The 18,295-nt window shown below is 52.2% G+C and carries 17 protein-coding genes; 11 read left to right on the forward strand and 6 right to left on the reverse strand.

The window, feature by feature from the left end:
• Positions 1 to 35: 35 nt before the first annotated feature.
• Entirely contained in the window at positions 36 to 431 is a 396-nt protein-coding gene (locus AB6B37_RS09340) for a DUF2177 family protein (protein ID WP_371395504.1), read from the reverse strand.
• Between the two features lie 174 nt (positions 432 to 605).
• On the opposite strand from AB6B37_RS09340, the gene AB6B37_RS09345 reads away from it, so the two are divergent.
• A complete protein-coding gene (locus AB6B37_RS09345) occupies positions 606 to 1,913 on the forward strand; it encodes an O-antigen ligase family protein (RefSeq protein ID WP_371395505.1) in 1,308 nt (435 codons plus the stop codon).
• 3 nt (positions 1,914 to 1,916) lie between these two features.
• On the opposite strand, the gene AB6B37_RS09350 is transcribed toward AB6B37_RS09345, so the two are convergent.
• Positions 1,917 to 2,165: a hypothetical protein gene (locus tag AB6B37_RS09350; RefSeq protein ID WP_371395506.1), complete on the reverse strand. Its 249-nt coding sequence runs from the start codon at positions 2,163 to 2,165 to the stop codon at positions 1,917 to 1,919.
• Between the two features lie 135 nt (positions 2,166 to 2,300).
• Here AB6B37_RS09350 and AB6B37_RS09355 point away from each other — a divergent pair, with 135 nt between their 5' ends.
• From AB6B37_RS09355 to AB6B37_RS09375, 5 genes are all read left to right on the forward strand, one after another.
• Entirely contained in the window at positions 2,301 to 4,616 is a 2,316-nt protein-coding gene (locus tag AB6B37_RS09355; protein ID WP_371395507.1) for an ATP-dependent helicase, read from the forward strand.
• A gap of 24 nt (positions 4,617 to 4,640) precedes the next feature.
• Positions 4,641 to 6,044: a hypothetical protein gene (locus AB6B37_RS09360; RefSeq protein ID WP_371395508.1), complete on the forward strand. Its 1,404-nt coding sequence runs from the start codon at positions 4,641 to 4,643 to the stop codon at positions 6,042 to 6,044.
• Positions 6,045 to 6,047: 3 nt separating this feature from the next.
• A complete protein-coding gene (locus AB6B37_RS09365) occupies positions 6,048 to 6,941 on the forward strand; it encodes a 50S ribosomal protein L11 methyltransferase (RefSeq protein ID WP_371395509.1) in 894 nt (297 codons plus the stop codon).
• Between the two features lie 81 nt (positions 6,942 to 7,022).
• Positions 7,023 to 8,396: a threonine synthase gene (gene thrC / locus AB6B37_RS09370; RefSeq protein WP_371395510.1), complete on the forward strand. Its 1,374-nt coding sequence runs from the start codon at positions 7,023 to 7,025 to the stop codon at positions 8,394 to 8,396.
• Positions 8,397 to 9,044 (forward strand): shikimate kinase, encoded by a 648-nt coding sequence (locus AB6B37_RS09375; protein ID WP_371395511.1) that lies wholly within the window; start codon positions 8,397 to 8,399, stop codon positions 9,042 to 9,044.
• Here the strand turns inward: AB6B37_RS09375 and hemH are convergent.
• Complete coding sequence (hemH, locus tag AB6B37_RS09380; RefSeq protein WP_371395512.1) at positions 9,022 to 10,110, reverse strand: ferrochelatase; 1,089 nt, start codon at positions 10,108 to 10,110, stop codon at positions 9,022 to 9,024. The two genes, AB6B37_RS09375 and hemH, sit on opposite strands and share 23 nt — an antisense overlap.
• Positions 10,111 to 10,261: 151 nt before the next feature.
• On the opposite strand from hemH, the gene AB6B37_RS09385 reads away from it, so the two are divergent.
• Both AB6B37_RS09385 and AB6B37_RS09390 read left to right on the forward strand, forming a co-directional pair.
• Positions 10,262 to 12,244, forward strand: coding sequence for a M2 family metallopeptidase (locus tag AB6B37_RS09385; RefSeq protein WP_371395513.1), 1,983 nt, complete (start codon positions 10,262 to 10,264; stop codon positions 12,242 to 12,244).
• A 102-nt stretch (positions 12,245 to 12,346) separates the two neighbouring features.
• The gene (locus AB6B37_RS09390; RefSeq protein WP_371395514.1) at positions 12,347 to 13,126 is read left to right on the forward strand and encodes a Coq4 family protein; all 780 of its coding nucleotides are present in this window, start codon (positions 12,347 to 12,349) and stop codon (positions 13,124 to 13,126) included.
• Positions 13,127 to 13,128: 2 nt separating this feature from the next.
• On the opposite strand, the gene AB6B37_RS09395 is transcribed toward AB6B37_RS09390, so the two are convergent.
• A complete protein-coding gene (locus AB6B37_RS09395; protein WP_371395515.1) occupies positions 13,129 to 13,998 on the reverse strand; it encodes a pirin family protein in 870 nt (289 codons plus the stop codon).
• A 36-nt stretch (positions 13,999 to 14,034) separates the two neighbouring features.
• Here AB6B37_RS09395 and AB6B37_RS09400 point away from each other — a divergent pair, with 36 nt between their 5' ends.
• Together AB6B37_RS09400 and AB6B37_RS09405 are read left to right on the forward strand one after the other, a co-directional pair.
• The gene (locus AB6B37_RS09400) at positions 14,035 to 14,667 is read left to right on the forward strand and encodes a glutathione S-transferase family protein (RefSeq protein ID WP_371395516.1); all 633 of its coding nucleotides are present in this window, start codon (positions 14,035 to 14,037) and stop codon (positions 14,665 to 14,667) included.
• Between the two features lie 130 nt (positions 14,668 to 14,797).
• Complete coding sequence (locus AB6B37_RS09405) at positions 14,798 to 15,400, forward strand: HAD family hydrolase (protein ID WP_371395517.1); 603 nt, start codon at positions 14,798 to 14,800, stop codon at positions 15,398 to 15,400.
• Here the strand turns inward: AB6B37_RS09405 and AB6B37_RS09410 are convergent.
• Entirely contained in the window at positions 15,389 to 16,033 is a 645-nt protein-coding gene (locus AB6B37_RS09410) for a carbonic anhydrase (RefSeq protein ID WP_371395518.1), read from the reverse strand. The two genes, AB6B37_RS09405 and AB6B37_RS09410, sit on opposite strands and share 12 nt — an antisense overlap.
• A 2-nt stretch (positions 16,034 to 16,035) precedes the next feature.
• Positions 16,036 to 17,268: a PQQ-dependent sugar dehydrogenase gene (locus AB6B37_RS09415; protein ID WP_371395519.1), complete on the reverse strand. Its 1,233-nt coding sequence runs from the start codon at positions 17,266 to 17,268 to the stop codon at positions 16,036 to 16,038.
• Positions 17,269 to 17,394: 126 nt separating this feature from the next.
• Here AB6B37_RS09415 and AB6B37_RS09420 point away from each other — a divergent pair, with 126 nt between their 5' ends.
• On the forward strand, positions 17,395 to 18,291 hold the full coding sequence (locus AB6B37_RS09420; protein ID WP_371395520.1) for a fatty acid desaturase family protein: 897 nt from the start codon (positions 17,395 to 17,397) through the stop codon (positions 18,289 to 18,291).
• Positions 18,292 to 18,295 lie beyond the last annotated feature (4 nt).

Here is an 18,295-nt window from a genome sequence, read left to right on the forward strand (position 1 = left end):
GCGCGCGCGCTTTCAAGCGGCAAGGTGAGCGGCATTTAGGTAAAAGTTAGCGTAACCCACGTCCCAAACACCGCGCATGATGCCGTCAGGAAAACACCCCAAGGAATATCAACAAAGGCCATTTTCTCTGGCCAATCGCGCAGCGTCGCCAGATTGGTTAAATCATAGGTCGCGTAGCAGAAAAACCCGAACAGCCCGCCCATTATGGCCGCCGTCATCAGGCTTTGCTCTTCCAAACCCGGCTTGACCGCAAAAAACACAATACCACCAATGTAAATCAGGTAAAAAATGATCGCCCAACCCCAGCGGATTTTCATCATCCGCCCCAATTGATTAGCATAAAACTTCCGCGCAACCCCCGCCAGCCACGCCATATCCAGCGCGAAAAAAGCAATAAGGGTTCCGATATAGGCGATAATGTAAGTTGTCATGAAAGTGTTACGCGCTGCGCGGGGGAAAGGTTTCAAACAAAGTGGTCACGGCCTCGCCACCACTTGTACGTATAACAGGGTCAAATTAGAGCCATAGTTAAGGCAATCTTAACGGGCTACAGGCCATAAATCTTGCCAATACGCGGGTGATTCTGTCCCGTCTTAGGCAGGTTTATGGTCTCTATTCCTTATAATCGCAGCGGAGAGCTAGAGCGCGACAAAGCCGTTATCACTGCGTTTAATTTCGCCGAGAGCGCGCTTTATATCGTTTTGCTGCTGTTTTTCTCTGGCGCGGTCATTGCGTTGTTATTTACCGACCTTGGCAATCTTGACCAAGAAAACCCGATGGCGCGTTTGGCATGGTATCCTGTCTATTGTGTTGTGCTGGCCCTTGTTTTGCGGACCTTTCCCGGATTTTTCCGCATGACGGTGTTTAGTCCTATCCTCGTGCTCTGTGTGCTGTGGTGCGGGATTTCTATATTCTGGTCTGTTGATTTTGGCGTCACCATGCGGCGTTCTGTGGCCTTGATGATTACGACCATGGCGGGGCTTGTATTTGCGGCGCGCTTTACATGGTCAGAAATGGTGCAGCGTATCGCGCTCACCTATATGATTTTATGTTTCGTCTCTATTGCCGTGGTTATAACGGACCCTGCCCGCGGCATTATGAACGAGATTCATCCCGGTGCATGGCGCGGACCATGGGTGGAAAAAAACTATATGGGCGGCATGATGACCAAAGGTCTGATTGCCATGATGTGCGCTTTTGCGATGCGCCCGGATCGCTGGTGGATATGGCTACCCGCTGGTTTGCTAAGTTTTGGTCTGGTTTTAATGTCCACGTCAAAGACCGCGCTATTGATTTCAACGGCCGCCATCGGTATTTTCACCGCCCTTTATATTTTCCGCCGCTTTCGGTTTCTGCGCGTGCCGCTCGTATTCTTCCTTGTTGTCGTAATCGGTGGTTTTACTGCGGCCATGACACTCGCGCCTGATTTTATGTTTGGGCTTATTGGCAAAGACCCGACATTTACGGGGCGGACTGATATTTGGGCCGCTATCGCCCGCAGTATTCGCCAAGAATGGTTACTGGGTTATGGCTACGGCGCGTTTTGGCTCGACCCGCTGGGGCCAAGCTATTATGTGCGATTTTCGCTGGAATGGGGCGTGCCGTCCGCGCACCAAGGCTGGATGGATTTATGGCTTGCGGGCGGGATTATTGCCGTGGGGATTTTCGCAACTCACTTGCTATTTATTGTCGTGCTGATGCTCGACCGCATTGCACGCGGCGGGACAGAGACGTACTGGGTTGTCCTATCGACGCTGATGTTTATTGGCTTCTCGCTATCGGAAAGCTCTATCTTGATGCAAAACGATATTAGTTGGGTGATGTTTGTTGCGACATCGGCCAAATTAATGAGCTTTGAGAAGCCGTTTTGGCGCCGCCCCGAAGACCACCCTGACGCTTACCTAAACGTCTAAGCCTTAAGCGACGGGCTTGCTAAGCTCTGGTTCGACCTTAGGCTTACACCCTTCAGGCATATCGCGAGCTTGCGCCTCGCCCTCTTTGAAAAAGGCTTCAATATCAAGCGGGGCCTTTGGCTTGGCTTTGGGCTTTGCATTGCTAAACGTTTGAGCCTCTGTCTTAGGCTTCACTGGCTTTGGCGTGTCCTGCGCAGTTGCAGGCATCGCAAAAGCGGTCATTACGGCGGCGGCAATAAGATATTTTGTCATAGTTATGCATAGCACATAAATTACCCTCAAACCATAGCCAAGCCGTGTCGTTGTCCTTATGTTCCGTTTATGTCTTCAAGCGATTCTTTTCAGCCCGCGCCCCCGCGCCCAACTCCGTCTATTTCCGCGCGCGCCATGGCGCGTGGCCCCGCCGGTCAAAACACCGGCGATAGCAGCGCTTATTTAGAAGGTCTGAACCCCGAACAACGTGACGCCGTGCTCTCCACTGAAGGGCCGCTTTTGGTGCTGGCGGGCGCGGGTACGGGCAAGACACGGGTGCTGACCTGCCGCCTCGCGCATATTTTAAACCAAGGTCAGGCCTATCCCAGCCAAATTCTGTCGGTGACCTTTACCAATAAAGCAGCGCGGGAAATGAAAGAACGAGTTGGCGATCTTGTCGGCGGCGCAGTAGAAGGCATGCCGTGGATGGGCACGTTTCACTCTATTGCCGCGAAAATCCTGCGCATTCATGCCGAACTTGTCGATCTTAAATCCAGCTTCACAATCCTTGATACAGATGACCAAATCCGCCTGTTAAAGCAAATCATCAAGGCCCATAATATTGACGAGAAACGCTGGACCGCGCGTTACCTCGCAAACCTAATTGACAGCTGGAAAAACAAAGGCCTGTTGCCCGATAAAATCAGCGCAGGTGATAGCCACAGCTTTGCCGACGGCAAGGGACGTGAATTATACAAAGCCTATCAGACCCGCCTCACCCAGCTTAATGCTTGTGATTTTGGTGATTTGCTGCTGCATAACCTGACGATATTTCAAAACTACCCTGATATTTTGAAGAAATATAATAGCAAGTTTCGCTATATGTTGGTGGATGAGTATCAAGATACTAACGTCTGCCAATATCTCTGGCTGCGGCTGCTTGCGCAAAATAGCGGCGGGTCGAGCAATATCTGTGTCGTCGGTGACGACGATCAATCCATATACGGGTGGCGCGGGGCAGAAGTAGACAACATCCTGCGGTTTGAAAAAGACTTCCCCGGCGCAAAGGTCGTCAAGCTGGAACGCAATTACCGCTCGACTGAGCATATCCTCGGTGCGGCGTCTGGCCTGATCCGGGCGAACCAAGACCGCCTTGGCAAGACATTATGGACCGAAGATAAAGGCGGGAACAAAGTCTCTGTCATGGGCGTTTGGGACGCCCCCGCCGAGGCGCGCATCATTGCGGGCGAAATTGAAAATTGGAAATCAAACGGACGACGTTATTCCGAAGTTGCCATCCTCGTGCGGGCATCGCGGCAAATGCGCAGCTTTGAGGAACGCTTTATCACGCTTGGCTTGCCTTATAAGGTCATTGGCGGCCCGCGCTTTTTCGAACGTGCCGAGATTCGCGATGCCCATGCATATTTGCGCGTTTTAAAATCCGACACAGATGATCTGGCGTTTGAACGTATCGTCAACACGCCCAAGCGCGGCATTGGCAATACAACCATTCAAAAGCTGCAACTCGCCGCGCGCGCTATGGGGGTTAGCCTAGAGACGGCTGTGCGTGAACTCACGAAGACCGACGAAATTCGCGGCAAAGCCCGGACATCGCTCAAAGCCTTTATTTTGGACGTGGACCGTTGGCGCAAAGAGGCAGAGACCCTGCCCCATACCGATATTGCTGAGCGCATTTTAGACGAGTCTGGCTACACCCAAATGTGGAAAGACAGCAAAGACGCCAAATCCGCAGGACGGCTTGAGAACCTAAAAGAACTTATCCAAGCGATGTCTGAGTTTCCAACGCTTGACGCCTATTTGGAACATGTCAGCCTCGTGCTGGACGTTGACAGCGGGCCGAAAGAAGACGAGGTCAGCCTGATGACCCTTCATTCTGCCAAGGGGCTAGAGTTTCCGCTGGTCTTCCTGCCCGGTATGGAAGAAGGCATTTTCCCAAGCCAAAAAAGCATGGATGAAAACGGCCTTGCGGGATTGGAAGAAGAACGGCGTCTGGCCTATGTCGGCATCACGCGCGCGCGCGAACAGGCCAAGATTTACTTTGCCGCCAATCGCCAAGTTTACGGCTCATGGCAATCCTCTATCCCGTCGCGTTTCATCGATGAATTACCGCCGCAGCATGTCGAGGTCGAATCCGAGACAGGTTATTTCGAGCAAGCGGGGCGCAAGCAATCATCCGATTATGTCATGGAAGCCGCTTCGCGTTTCGCCGATAGTTTTGAAGCCGCGAAATCCCAGCGCACATCACCTGGCTGGCAACGTTACCAAGAAAACCGGAATAAGAACTTTGGCCGCGCGCCCAAAGAAATTGAGGGCCATGCGGTCAAACGCCCAGCGGCCAATAAATCTTCTAATTTCAAAGTCGGCGAGCGGATTTTTCACCAAAAATTTGGCTATGGCACGGTGACAGAAACCAACGGAACCAAGCTATCGGTTAGCTTTGAAAAGGCGGGCGATAAAATGGTGCTCGATAGTTTTGTCGAACGGACCTAACGCCAACACTGTGGGGGATATAATATGACATTGACGCGGATTTACTCTGGGGCCTTAGCACTGCTGGCGATTGTCTTAACCGGCTGCGCGACTAGCAAGGTGCCACTGACTGTGCATCCGATGAAGGCGCTAAGCTCTGTCGAGCCCGAAGCGTCGCAATTCCAAGGCCTTGAATTTTTGGCTGATATTGTCCCCGGAAAGCTGAAAAGCCGCGTGAATATTGTTTATGTTCACGGCATTGGTTGGACAGAAAATCCAGATGCGGACCAACTTGCGGGCGATTTTCTATCAGGGATAGCCACCGCCTATGGGCGCGAGGTGGAAGAGCAGATTATAAAGACCAGCTGTGGAAAGGAAAATCCATCAACTGGCAAAACCAGCCCCCATGTTTATATCAAAAACCCAATACCGCATGTGCTGGAGACCGCTATTGCAGGGTCAACACTAGAACTGGACAAACTTGTCTGTATGGACAAGCAAGTCTTGGAAGTTGACCCGTCGCTAGAGTTCGTTCTCTACCGTGTGTTTTGGGATGATATTTTCTGGAATAGCCTACAATTTCCTCATGTCGGCCAAGATGATGACCAAGGCACATCAAAAGACATTGCGCGTCTGCGCCGCAAATATAATCGCCGTTTGAAAGACGAGCTTATTAATTTCGGCATTTCTGATGCCGTTATGTATTTGGGAGCGGCGGGCGATGATATTCGCATGGCGGTTGAGGGCGCATTATGCAGCGCGTCACTGGATGCGGCAGGCTATGATTTCGAGCGTCAAGGCCGCGAGATTACCTTTGAGAACATCTGCACACTCGCCGCGAACACCTCAACGCGGTCCAATCAATTTGCTTTTGTCACCGAAAGCTTGGGTAGTAAAATCATGTATGATGTGCTGCGACGGGCGATGACGGATGGGCGCGACACAGCCGTGGATGATATGATACGGGGCAGCGAGACCTTTATGCTCGCTAATCAAATTCCGTTATTGTCGCTCTCTGATTTAAACAAGCCCCGCACAGAATTGCCGCCCGATTTTAGCCCGTCCGAGCGCCCTAAAATCGTTGCTATGTCAGAATTAAACGACTTTTTGACTTATGAATTAATTCCGTTTTACCGACAGCTTTGGTACCGCTCTCAACGCACTGACGGCAGTGTGACTGACCCTGACGATCCGCGCAGTCGCGAAACGATTGTGCGCGGGCTGGGCTTTGACGTGATTGATATGCGCCTTGAATTTGCCGATAAAGTTGTGCCCGTCCTGAACGGGTTTTCCGATCCGTTAGAGGCCCATACAGGCCATGCGGGACAGCCCGAATTAATGCGCTATATCCTGTGTGGGGCGCGCATGGGTAAGCTGAACACGCAAGGATGCCTTGCCACAGAACTAGCCGCCGAACTCGGCACGCAATTAGACAAAGACCGAAGATAAATCATGACTGACACTTCTGCCCTGCGCCCCTATGCGCTGACCCTGACGGGGCCCAATGATGCGGCCTATACCATGGCCGAAGCCTTGGGTTTTTCTGAAATCATGGAAGCGCTGGCCGTATCTGTCTTTGAAATTGACGACCTGACCTCGCGCGTCGAAGCCCTTTATACGACTGAGGCTGAGGCAGCCGCGGCCTTAAAGGCCCTGACTGTGCCTGAGGGCATCACGGCAAGGGTCACGCAAACCCCTGATGAGGATTGGGTATCATTATCACAAGCGGGCCTGCCCCCTGTCGCGGCGGGACGTTTTTGGGTTCACGGCAGTCATGACGGCGACAGCGTGCCAGCCGATATCCCCTTCCCCATATTAATCGACGCAGGACTTGCCTTTGGCACGGGCCATCACGGCACGACCAAGGGCTGTCTTTTGATTTTTGATGATCTTTTGCAAAGCGGCTGGAGCCCAAAGACGGTTTTGGACTTAGGCACAGGCGCAGGCACGCTCGCCATTGCAGCCGCCAAGGCGCTACCAGACCTCCCTACCAAAATACTCGCCACCGACATTGACCAAGACGCGGTCGATGTCACAACCGATAACGCCGCACTGAACGGGGTGGCCGCCCATATCAATGCCGCGCAAGCTGATGGTTTTGACGCCCCCGTGTTCAGCGGTCGTCAATTTGATCTCATCTTTGCCAATATCCTCGCAGGGCCGTTGATGGGTCTTGCGCCCGATATTGTGGCGGCAACGGCAAGTGGCGGCAAAGTCATCTTATCGGGAATCTTGGACGAACTTGCCGATGATGTCGCCGCCTGTTTTACAAAGGCTGGCCTGAGGGTCGAAAAGCAGCCCTCACTCGACGGCTGGACATCGCTTTTGGGGCATAAAGACGGCTAAGACGCGCTTGCAAAGGTCGTATTTTTCCCTAAGAGGTGTGTCGCGGATAATTATGCCGCATCTGAAATTAGAGCCTGTTCTATGCAATATCATTCCCTAAAAACCAATAGCGTCAAAGCCAGCTTTGCAGACGCGCTTTTGGCGTCGCTTGCGCCCGACGGCGGGCTTTGGATGCCCGATAGCCTGCCAAATTTCACGCCAGAACAAACGGCACAAATGGGGGCGATGTCCTTTGCCGATTGCGCAGCAAAATTGGCGCGTTATTTCGTTGATGACAGCTTTAGTGACGATGACTTGCGCGCGCTGTGTCGCGATGCCTATGATTTTCCTATGCCGCTGGTCGAAAGCACGGGCCGCGTCATGGATAGCGCGACACCAGAGATAGCGTCTGATTATTTCCTAGAGCTATTTCACGGACCGACCCTCGCCTTTAAAGATTTCGCCGCGCGCTTTATGGGCCGCGCCGCCAGTCATTTGATGGGCAAAAGCGGAGAGACACGCACAATATTGGTGGCCACCTCGGGCGATACGGGCGGCGCGATTGGCGACGCCTTTTTGGGTCAAGACGGCATCAATGTCTTTATCCTCTATCCCAAAGGCGGGGTCAGCAAAGTCCAAGAACAACAACTAACGACCATGGGTAAGAAGGGATGTAACATTCACGCGATTTGCGTTGACGGAACTTTTGATGATTGCCAAGCCCTTGTGAAAGCCGCCTTTGCCGACCAAGCGCTGTCAGTCAAACATCACCTCATGAGCGCCAATTCAATCAATGTTGGGCGTGTCATCCCGCAAAGTTTTTATTATTTCTGGTCGAGCCTTCAGATTAAAGCCGCCCACCCTGGAAAGCGGATAGTTTATTCAATCCCGTCGGGGAACCTGGGTAATCTGACAGGGGGTCTGATCGCGCGTAAAATGGGCGCACCGATTGAGCGCTTTGTTATTGGCCATAACGTCAATGACCCCTTTGTGGATTACCTAAAGACAGGTGAATATACGCCGCGGCCCTCACAACCCACGCTGTCCAATGCCATGGATATTGGGCGTCCAAATAACTTTCCACGCATTGTTGATTTGTTTGGCGGTGATTTTGACGCGCTATCCGCCGTTTGTTGGGGGGCGTCATTTACGGACGATGAAACGGAGCGTTACATGCGCCGTTACCATGCGCGCACTGGATACGTAATGTGCCCGCATACAACGGTTGGGCAACTGGCCATGGACGCTTTTGGGAACGCCTTTGCGGATGACGTGGAAACAGACTTTATTAAAGTTACTGTGGCCACCGCCCATCCCGCAAAATTTGCCGATAGTGTCGAGCGTATCCTGCGCGAAGATGTGCCCCTGCCCGAACCGCTGGCCAAGGCCTTTCGCAAAAAACCGCGTGTCCATGTCATGACCCCTGAGCTATCCTCGCTCGCGGATTATTTGTCTGTGACTCTGGACCCAAAATAGATGCAGCTGACGCGCGCAGAATTTGATGAGCATTATGCGGCGGGCAAATTGAAAATTGCCTTTATTGGTATGTCCAATATCGGCAAAAGCTATACGGCGTCGCGCCTCTCAAAGAGCCATGATTTTCAATTGGTGGAAGTCGATCAGCTGATTTGGGAAGAGCTCGGCGAACAGTCCATGGCTGATTTTGCGCGCTGGCAGGGGCAGCCCTACTCGTCAGGTTACCGTGAGCGTGAAGCCAAATCCATCGCCCTTGAAACCAAAGCCACCCGCAAAGCCTTGAGCCAGACCGACGGCAATCAACTGCTGGATACCACAGGCAGCGTGATTTATGTAGAAGACGATGTCTTGCGCAGCTTAAAAAATCAGTGGCTTATCGTGCATATTAAGGCGGAAGACCGCGATATGGCCCGCCTTAAATCTGATTATTTTAACCAGCCCAAGCCGCTCGTCTGGCGCGATAAATTTATCCGCGACACATCAATGAGCGAGCAAGATAATATCCGTGCGTGCTATGACGGCCTGCTGCAATCTCGTAAAGCGGCTTATGCGGCGCTAGCAGACATTACGTTAACCTCGTCGTTTATCCTGGATGCGGACACATCAATGGACGCGATATTTGACGCTATGCGCGCGCCCTTGATTTAGGCTTCGTCCTGGGTTTTGCCTTTTTGGCAGGCTTAGTGTCTGGCAACCAGCCATGCAGCAAACGCTCGCGCGCCAGATCAGCCAGAAAATCTAAATGCGCAGGGCTATGGTTGAGGCACGGCACAGCGGTGAATTTCTCTCCGCCATGCTCTTCAAATGTTTCGTGGGCTTCAATGGCGATCTCTTCTAATGTCTCTAGACAATCGGCGGAAAAGCCGGGCATCATCACGGCAACTTTTTTCACGCCTTCACTTGGCATCGCCTCTAGCGTTTTGTCGGTATAGGGCTGCAACCATGCTTTGGGACCAAAACGGCTTTGGAATGTGGTTTGCAGCGTTTGCTCTGTCATACCCAGATAATCACGCAGCAAGTTTGTCGTCTCTATACATTCGCCCTGATAGGGGTCGCCTTTATCGACATAACTTTGCGGCAGACCGTGATACGATGTCATGACAACATCCGGTGTCCAATCCAGCGTCGCCAGATGCTCTGTTAGGCTATCGCCCAACACTTTGATAAAGCGCGGGTCATCATAATAGTGACGCAAAAACCGAAGCTCTGGCACGTCCATACGCTTCATCAACGCCTTGGCCACACCGTCATAAACAGAGGCGGTCGTCGCGCCCGCAAATTGCGGATACATGGGCAGCACAGCAATACGTGTGCAGCCTTGGGCCTTTAAGCGGTCCATCGCGTCACCAATGGAGGGATTACCGTAACGCATGGCCACGTCTACAATCACGTCATCGCCGAGGCGGTCTTGGACGCCTTGCGCTTGCGCGCGCGTGATGCGCACCAATGGCCCCTCATCGCCCGGGATGTCATCAACATGCCCCCAAATAGACGCATAAGCTTTGGCAGATTTTGCCGGTCTGATACGCAGGATAATGAAATGTAATATCGGACACCAGAGCCACCGCGTGGTGTCGATGACACGCCAGTCATGCAAAAATTGAAACAGATATTTGCGCGTGGCTTTGGCCGTCGGCGCATCGGGCGAACCGAGGTTAACAAGTAGCAGACCAGGTTTTTCCGCTGGCTTGGCCGTATCCGTTGTTTTTGGCATGTTGATTTCCGTTCCAAACGCTATTGATTATCACGATTACTGCATGGCGCTTGACCGTGTCACTATCATGTTTACGATTATAACAAAGGGGTAGGATTTGAAAAAATCCAGATTTACCGCCAAAAGACGTAACAAAGCAAAAGGTGTGACAATGAAACGATTTATGAAAAATTCAGCGAGCAATCTGGCCGTTATGATGGGCTTGGCCACGGCCGCTGCCTTGACCCTGTCTGCGTGTAATCAAGACCAGCTCATCACAGCACCAGAGGCGAATGCCCCAGTCGAGGCCAGCGCCCCGACACAAGCGCCAGCCGCTGCTCCTGCCAAATCGTCAGCCCCCACGGTTCAAGAGGCACGAGAATTTTTACAAGACGCCGAAAAACAAATCGTAGAACTGCGTGAATATGCGGCCCGCGTTTATTGGGTGAACGCCAATTTCATCAATTATGATACCAATTGGTTAGCGGCCAAAGCCGGCGCAGAAGGCGCAAAGCTGTCCACCACACTCGCCAATAAAGCCAAGCGTTTTAACGGCCTTGCCCTGCCCGGGGATATGCAGCGCAAAATGGACGGACTGAAACGGGGATCAAATTTCCCAGCACCAGAAACCGAAGGGGCCGCCGTCAAGCTTTCAACGCTCATGACCAAGCTTGATAGCACCTATGGCACGGGCGAATTTGCTGTAGATGTCAAAGACAAACGCATCATCAAAATCCTCGATACGGACGGTGACGGCACATTGACGACCGAAGTCCCCAAAGGCAAAATTCACTTGGGTCAAGCGTCCGACATCATTGCCAAATCCCGTGATCCAGAGGTGTTGCAAACTGTTTGGGAAGGCTGGCGCACAGTTTCAAAACCGATGAAGTCCGATTACGCTAAAATGGTCACCATTGTAAACGAAGGCGCGTCTGAGCTTGGTTTTGCCGATACAGGCGCGCTGTGGCGGTCCGGTTACGATATGCCCGCTGATGATTTTGTTAAAGAATCAGATCGTTTGTTTGAACAGATTAAACCCCTTTATGAACACCTTCATTGTAATGCGCGCGCCGCGCTTAACAAAGAATATGGCGATAGCGTCGTGCCTTTGGACCAACCCATTCGGGCTGACCTTTTGGGCAATATGTGGGCGCAAAGCTGGGGCAATATTTATGACCTCGTCGAGCCAGAAGGGGCGGCAGAAGGTGTCGATTTGACGGCTCTGCTATTAGAAAATGATTATGACCAAATGAAAATGGTCAAAACAGGCGAGGCGTTTTTCTCTTCACTCGGCTTTGAACCACTGCCCGAGACATTTTGGGAACGGTCTCTCATCACAAAACCGCAAGACCGCGAAGTGCAGTGCCATGCGTCAGCGTGGGATTTGGACGACCGCGATGATATTCGCATCAAAATGTGCACCAAGATTAACGGCGAAGATTTTTCAACCGTGCATCACGAACTTGGACATAATTATTACCAACGCGCCTATAAAGACCAGCCCGTGTTTTACAAAGACGGCGCCAATGACGGCTTCCACGAAGCCATTGGTGATATGATTGCCTTGTCGATTACGCCTGATTATCTCGTGCAAATCGGATTGCTAGACCCGAAAGATGTGCCCGGTGCGGATGCAGACCTATCACTGCTGCTACGTCAAGCTATGGATAAGGTGGCCTTTATGCCTTTTGGCCTGATGGTTGATCAGTGGCGCTGGCAAGTGTTTTCTGGCGAGCTCACGCCTGCGACCTATAACGAAGGATGGTGGGCGCTGCGCGATAAATACCAAGGCGTGCGTGCCCCCGGCGACCGCCCAACGGACGCTTTTGATCCCGGTGCGAAATACCATATTCCCGGTAATACGCCCTATATGCGTTATTTCCTCGCCCATGTTTTGCAGTTCCAATTCCACAAAGCGGCCTGTGATATGGCCGGATTTGAAGGGCCACTGCACCGCTGCTCTATTTACGGCAATGAAGAGGTCGGCGCGAATTTCAAAGCGATGATGGAGATGGGGGCGTCAAAGCCGTGGCCTGATGCACTAGAAGCTTTTACGGGGCAGCGCGATATGGACGCAACGCCAATTCTTGAGTATTTCGGCCCGCTTCTGACCTATCTGGAAGAGGAAAACAAAGACCGGACGTGTGGCTGGTAGGCCCTTACGGATAAAGGCTTGGACGGCTAATAAGCCAAAATTGCATAAACACTATTCGGGGGTCGATGTTTGATTACGTCGGCTCCTGTGTTATGAGGCTTTATGGAAACAAAACCGTTTAGACACGCTGACCGCCCCAATATGCCCATTCGGCCCTTAAAGGCGATGCGCCATTTCCGCAAATTGATCGCCGATAAAGAAGATACGCGCCAAGTCTTTGAGATTATCATCGCGCTGGACGGCAAAGAATTTGAGCGCGATGCACGGGCGTTTTTGACCTCTGATATTGGCAAGCAGCGTTATGCTGATCACCGCTATCTCCCCGATGTTTTAGATGACCATGACAGCCTAAAGCAACTGCCAGAGGGCTCTGTTGGGCAAGCCTATGTCGCCTTTATGGAGCGCGAAGGGCTGACCGCAGCGGGGCTGGTGGCGGAATATGACCGCTTTTACGATGAAAGCGGCTATCCCCGCTATGATGATCAAATGCAGTGGTATGGTAATCGCCGCCGCGACACCCATGATTTGTTTCATATCCTGACAGGGTACGGCCGCGACGCGCTGGGTGAAGCCAGTGTGCTAGGGTTTTCTTATGGCCAAAACCGCGGCAAAGGCAGCCTCTTCATTGGCTATATGGCCGCGCTTGAAATGAAAAAGACGCTGCCTAAAAATGCGCCGACACTGAAATCTGTGCGTCAAGGCCAACGTCACGGCAACGCCGCCCATAAGATTATTGAGCAAGATATCGTCGCCCTGCTATCAGAGCCTCTCGATGCAGCGCGCGCGCGTCTCGGCATTGCCCCGCCCAGCGTTTACCAAGAAGTACACGCGATGTGCCACGAAAACGGTATCGATCCTTACGGCCTTATCGCTGCGGGCTAGCTTTACTCTGGCAGTGGGATGAACTCCTCATCATCGCCTGGGACGCTGTCAAACCGCCCGGCTTTCCAATCCTGACGCGCTTGCTCAATCCGCTCTCGGCGACTTGAAACAAAATTCCAGTTCAAATGACGATGGCCCAGCGGCGCGCCGCCGATCACGGCTAGCCGTGTTTTGCCGCGCGCTGTTATCGTCTTAGCCGATAAGTCTAGCACACTCATGGCGTTTATCGGCGCTGTCTCCCCGTCAATATCCGCTTCACCTTGTACAACATAGACGCCAAGCTCGGGTGAGTTCGGCACGTCAAAAGACGCGCCGTCGTCCATATCCGCTTCAAAATAGAGCGTCTCGGAAAAGGTCTTGACGGGTGAAGTCACCCCAAAAGCGGTCCCCATCATCACGCGCAAACTCACGCCGTCCGATGTGACCACGGGTATGTCATCGGCGGGTGTGTGGTAAAAGGCGGGCTCCACCTCTTCATCCGCTTCGGGTAACGCCATCCACAATTGCAAGCCGTGCAAATCATAGCCGCTTTCTCGCAGTGCGTCCCGCGTGCGTTCGCTATGAACAATACCGCGTCCCGCGACCATCAAATTTATCGCACCGGGATGAATCGGCAGCGCATTACCGAGGCTATCGCGGTGAAAAATCTCGCCTTCAAACAAATAGCTTACAGTCGCCAGATTGATATGCGGATGCGGGCGGACGTTAATCCCCTCTCCGGGTTTAAAACTGACGGGACCAAAATGGTCAAAAAAGACCCACGGCCCAACGCTGCGCTGTTGAATAAAGGGCAGTGCGCGGCGCACAGAAAATTCGCCAATATCTTTTTCTTTCGGATTAAGAACGGTCTTTATTGAACCTTGCTCACTCATGCGGTAGCCTTTTCATAGATATCAAACGGAGATTTCATGCTAACATTATATGACTGCCAAACCGCACCAAGTCCACGCCGGGCCCGTATTTTTATGGCGGAAAAGGGCGTTGATTATAAGACCGTCGAAATTGACCTGCGCAAAGGCGAGCAAATGTCGCCAGAGTTTGCCAAAATAAATCCGCGCTGCGCTGTCCCCTGCCTTGTCACAGAAGACGGCCAAGCGATTTCAGAAAACCTTGCCATCGCCAGCTTTGTCGAAGCCGCCTACCCAAACCCGCCGCTTATGGGTGTCACGGCACTGGAAAAAGCCCGCGTCTTGGAATGGAATTGGCGGGTCGAATTTGAAGGGCTATCGGCGGTGGCTGAAATCCTGCGCAATAGCTCGCCCCATATGAAAGGTCGCGCCATGACAGGCCCGCGCAATATCGAGCAATTGCCAGAACTCGCCGAGCGCGGGCGTACCCGCCTCATGCATTTTTACGAGGATATGAACGCACAATTTGCCAAGTCCCCAAACCTTGCCATTGATGATTACAGCTTTGCCGACATCACGGCCCTTGTCACGATTGATTTTTCAAAATGGGTGAAAGCCAGCCCCGATGAGAGCCTGACCGCGCTTTGGGCGTGGCACGCCAAAGCAAGCGCACGTCCTGCCTCTGCGGTATAATTTAACCAAATCTAAACCTGCATTACAGTTGACGTTAGCCATTAAAACTTAACGCTTCACTTTGACGGCGGCTAAGTGTATTCCGCCGCAATTGAGATGAATCAATCGACTGAGTATGTGGGGGCAATCGATGAGCAAACTAATATTATTTGACCTGGGCGGCGTTGTTGTCGACTGGACAGGAATCACAGAATTAGCCGCGCTCAGCGGTCTAAGCCGAGAAGAGGCGGCCAAACGTTTCGCAAGCTCGCAAGTCAGCCTTGCCTATGAACGCGGCGAAATCTCTGACGATGTATTTTCCGACCACATGATAGAGCTGTTTGGACTGCCGTTCACGCGTGCGCAGTTTAAACTGCAATGGCGCCTCTGGGTCGGGCAGCCGTTTGACGGCGTTGTTGATATGATTAAGGGGCTGCGCGGACATTTCACAACAGCGTGCCTGTCCAACACGAATGCGATGCATTGGGATCATTTGCTGAGCTACCTGCCGCTAGAACCGATGTTTGATCATATTTTTGCTAGCCACCAAATCGCCGCCGTCAAACCTCACGCCCATTGTTATCAAATCGTGATAGACCGCACAGGGTTCAAAGCCCAAGATATCGTCTTTTTTGATGATACCCAAGCCAATGTCGATGCGGCCAAGGCGCTTGGTATGACGGCCTATAAAGTGCAGTCCGATGTCGGCGTTATGCCTACAATACGGTCAATCCTACCGCAGCTATCCAGCTGACATATCGGGGACAAGATAAAAGTCCCCGTCATCGCCCAGCATCATTAAGCGGGCTTGGATTATACTAAAATAGGCCCCCTTCAGGCTTAGCCCGCCAGCATCGACTGCCGCTTTGACAAAAGGAAATGTCATTAAATTCGCGATAGACTGGCGCACAACTTCCAATTCCATTTGCAGCGTGATTTGATCTTCTGGGTAATTTTTTGCCAAAATACGGTCACGCACACCGTTGATTAATGACACCCATTTGGCGACATATCCACCCGATGGGTCGTCCCCTGCCCCGTCAAGGCAACCCTGAATACCGCCGCAGCTTTCATGACCCATGACGACAATCGTCTCGACCTTTAGGACATTAACCGCATATTCAATGGCCGCGCTGGTGCCGTGAAAGCCGTCCGTTTCGTCGAGCGGCGGCACGATATTGGCAACATTTCGCGCCACAAACATCTCTCCCGGATAGGCGTGGAAAATGTCGGTCGGATCGACGCGGCTATCGGCACAGGCAATAATCATCACCTTTGGCGCTTGGCCCTCTTTACCGAGGTTTTCATAAAGCGATTTCTGCGCGGCATAATCACCGGCGCGAAAAGCTTGGTACCCCTCGACCAATTTTGATGTCCAAAATGGCATCCCTATTTCGCCGGCGTTAGGCGCAGAATTTTATCTTCTACCGCGGCGTAAATCGCACCGTCAGGCCCAACAGTCACGTCGCGCACACGACCCTCTTGCTGCATGATAATCTGCTCATCTTTATATCGCTCACCGTCAACACGTACCAAGCGGATTTCTTCATAGGCCAACGCCCCGACGAGCAACGCGCCGTCCCAGTCACCAAACAAATCACCTTTGTAAACATCCAAACCGCAGACCGCGATGGACGGTGTCCACTGGCTGATGGGTTGGGCCATGCCCGGTTTTTTCGTGAACTCTGTTAAGACGGTGCCGTTATAATTAATGCCGTAGGAAATTTCCGGCCAGCCGTAATTCACACCCGGGCGAATAACGTTAAGCTCATCACCGCCCTTTGGGCCGTGTTCCGTCGACCATAGCACATCTGTATCAGGGTGAATAATCAGGCCTTGGGGATTACGATTACCAAAGCTGTAAATACTGGCATAGGCGGTCGCGTCATCAACAAAGGGATTATCCGCTGGTATGGACCCATCACGATTAATGCGGTGCACCTTGCCGTTAGGCTTGGTGATGTCCTGCGCGTCAGCCATGATGCCGCGGTCACCGATAGAGAAATATAAATGCCCGGCCGCGTCAAAGGTAATGCGGGACCCAAAGTGATGACGACGCTTAACGTAATCTTCTGGTTTAGCCTCAAAGAGTGTTTCAATACCGCTGAGCGCGCCGTCCCGTAACTTGGCACGGATAACCTTGGTCATCGCCTCGCCCGCACCCGGTGTTTTGGGATGAGAGAAACTAAGGTATATCCAGTCTTCCTCGGGCCAATTGGGATCAAGCGTCACATCCATTAGGCCGCCCTGCCCGCCGTCATTGACTTCGGGTACATTTGAAATTTGGGACAGTGTCCCGTTTTCATAGATGAAAAACTCACCTGATTTTTGTGTGATTAACGCTGTGTCCGCTGCCGTGAACGTGATGCCCCAAGGCGCGTCTAAATCATCAATCCATGTCTCTATGCTGACCTGATCCGTGACGTCCGTGACATCACCGACAGGCGCGATATCAATGCTGTCATTAATAACGGCAGAGGCGGCAATAACTGGTCCAGATGCAGCTGGGGCTGTTGCGGCTGGGGCTGTGCTAGGCGTTTTTTGCGCATCGGCATTAGAGCAAGCGACAAGCGCGGTTGTTGAAAGAAGGGCGATAGCAAGGGGTGTGATAAATTTTGTCATAACATGAGCTTAGCGTATCAAGCGTGAATGTCACCAGTTTTAGGCCCGCAAACACCGATTTGTGACACTTCCCGACATTGACACATTGGCTTTTCCCGAACATCCTGCGCAGCCAAGGGAGCGTGCATGGAATACATCGACAAACAATCGCAACGGGAATTATCCAAACGGTCAAACCTATGGGGCGCCTGGCTCGTTTTTCATGTTTGGGCTGTCATTGGTGCGGCAATGTTTATCGGCATCACCTACCCTGTTCTTATCCCGCTTTGCATCTTAATCATTGGATCGCGCCAGCACGGTATGGCGATTTTAATGCATGATAGCGCCCATGCCGCCCTGTTTAAAAACCGCCGCGTCAATGATTTTGTCGGTCAATATTTACTCGCGGGACCTTACGGCGGCGATATGCTGTCTTATCGCCGTTATCATTTACAGCATCACAAATTTACTCAAAGCGCGGATGATCCCGACTTGCCGCTCTCGGCCAAATTTCCCGTCAGCCGTGAAAGCCTATGCCGTAAATTTATTCGCGATATTACAGGACAGACGTTTTTACGGTTATTGATGGCCCGTACTAAGAAAACAAATGTCGCGGGTAGCGACGCGTTCAAGCGCCGGTCCCCTTGGCCAATGATTATGATTAATCTCGTGATGTTTGCGGGGCTAACAGCTGTGGGGGCGTGGTGGGCTTATTTTGTGCTCTGGCTACTGCCGCTAACCACATGGTTCTTTGCCGTGCTGCGCCTTCGCAATATCGCGGAACATGCCATGACCAGCACAGATGATAATCCGCTGACCCATGCACGCACGACCCGTGCCAATATCATAGAGCGCATATTTTTTGCCCCCTATTGGGTGAATTATCATGTGGAACATCACGCCTATATGTATGTGCCGTGTTTTCGGCTGAAAGCCTTGCACAGACATATGACTGCACAAGGTCATGACAAGACAATGGAGATAAAAGACAGCTATTTTGATGTCCTCCGCCATGCCACAACACCCCGTCCCGTACCCGCTTAACCCC

This window comes from Fretibacter rubidus, assembly GCF_041429785.1.
Taxonomy (GTDB): Bacteria; Pseudomonadota; Alphaproteobacteria; order Caulobacterales; family Maricaulaceae; genus Fretibacter; species Fretibacter rubidus.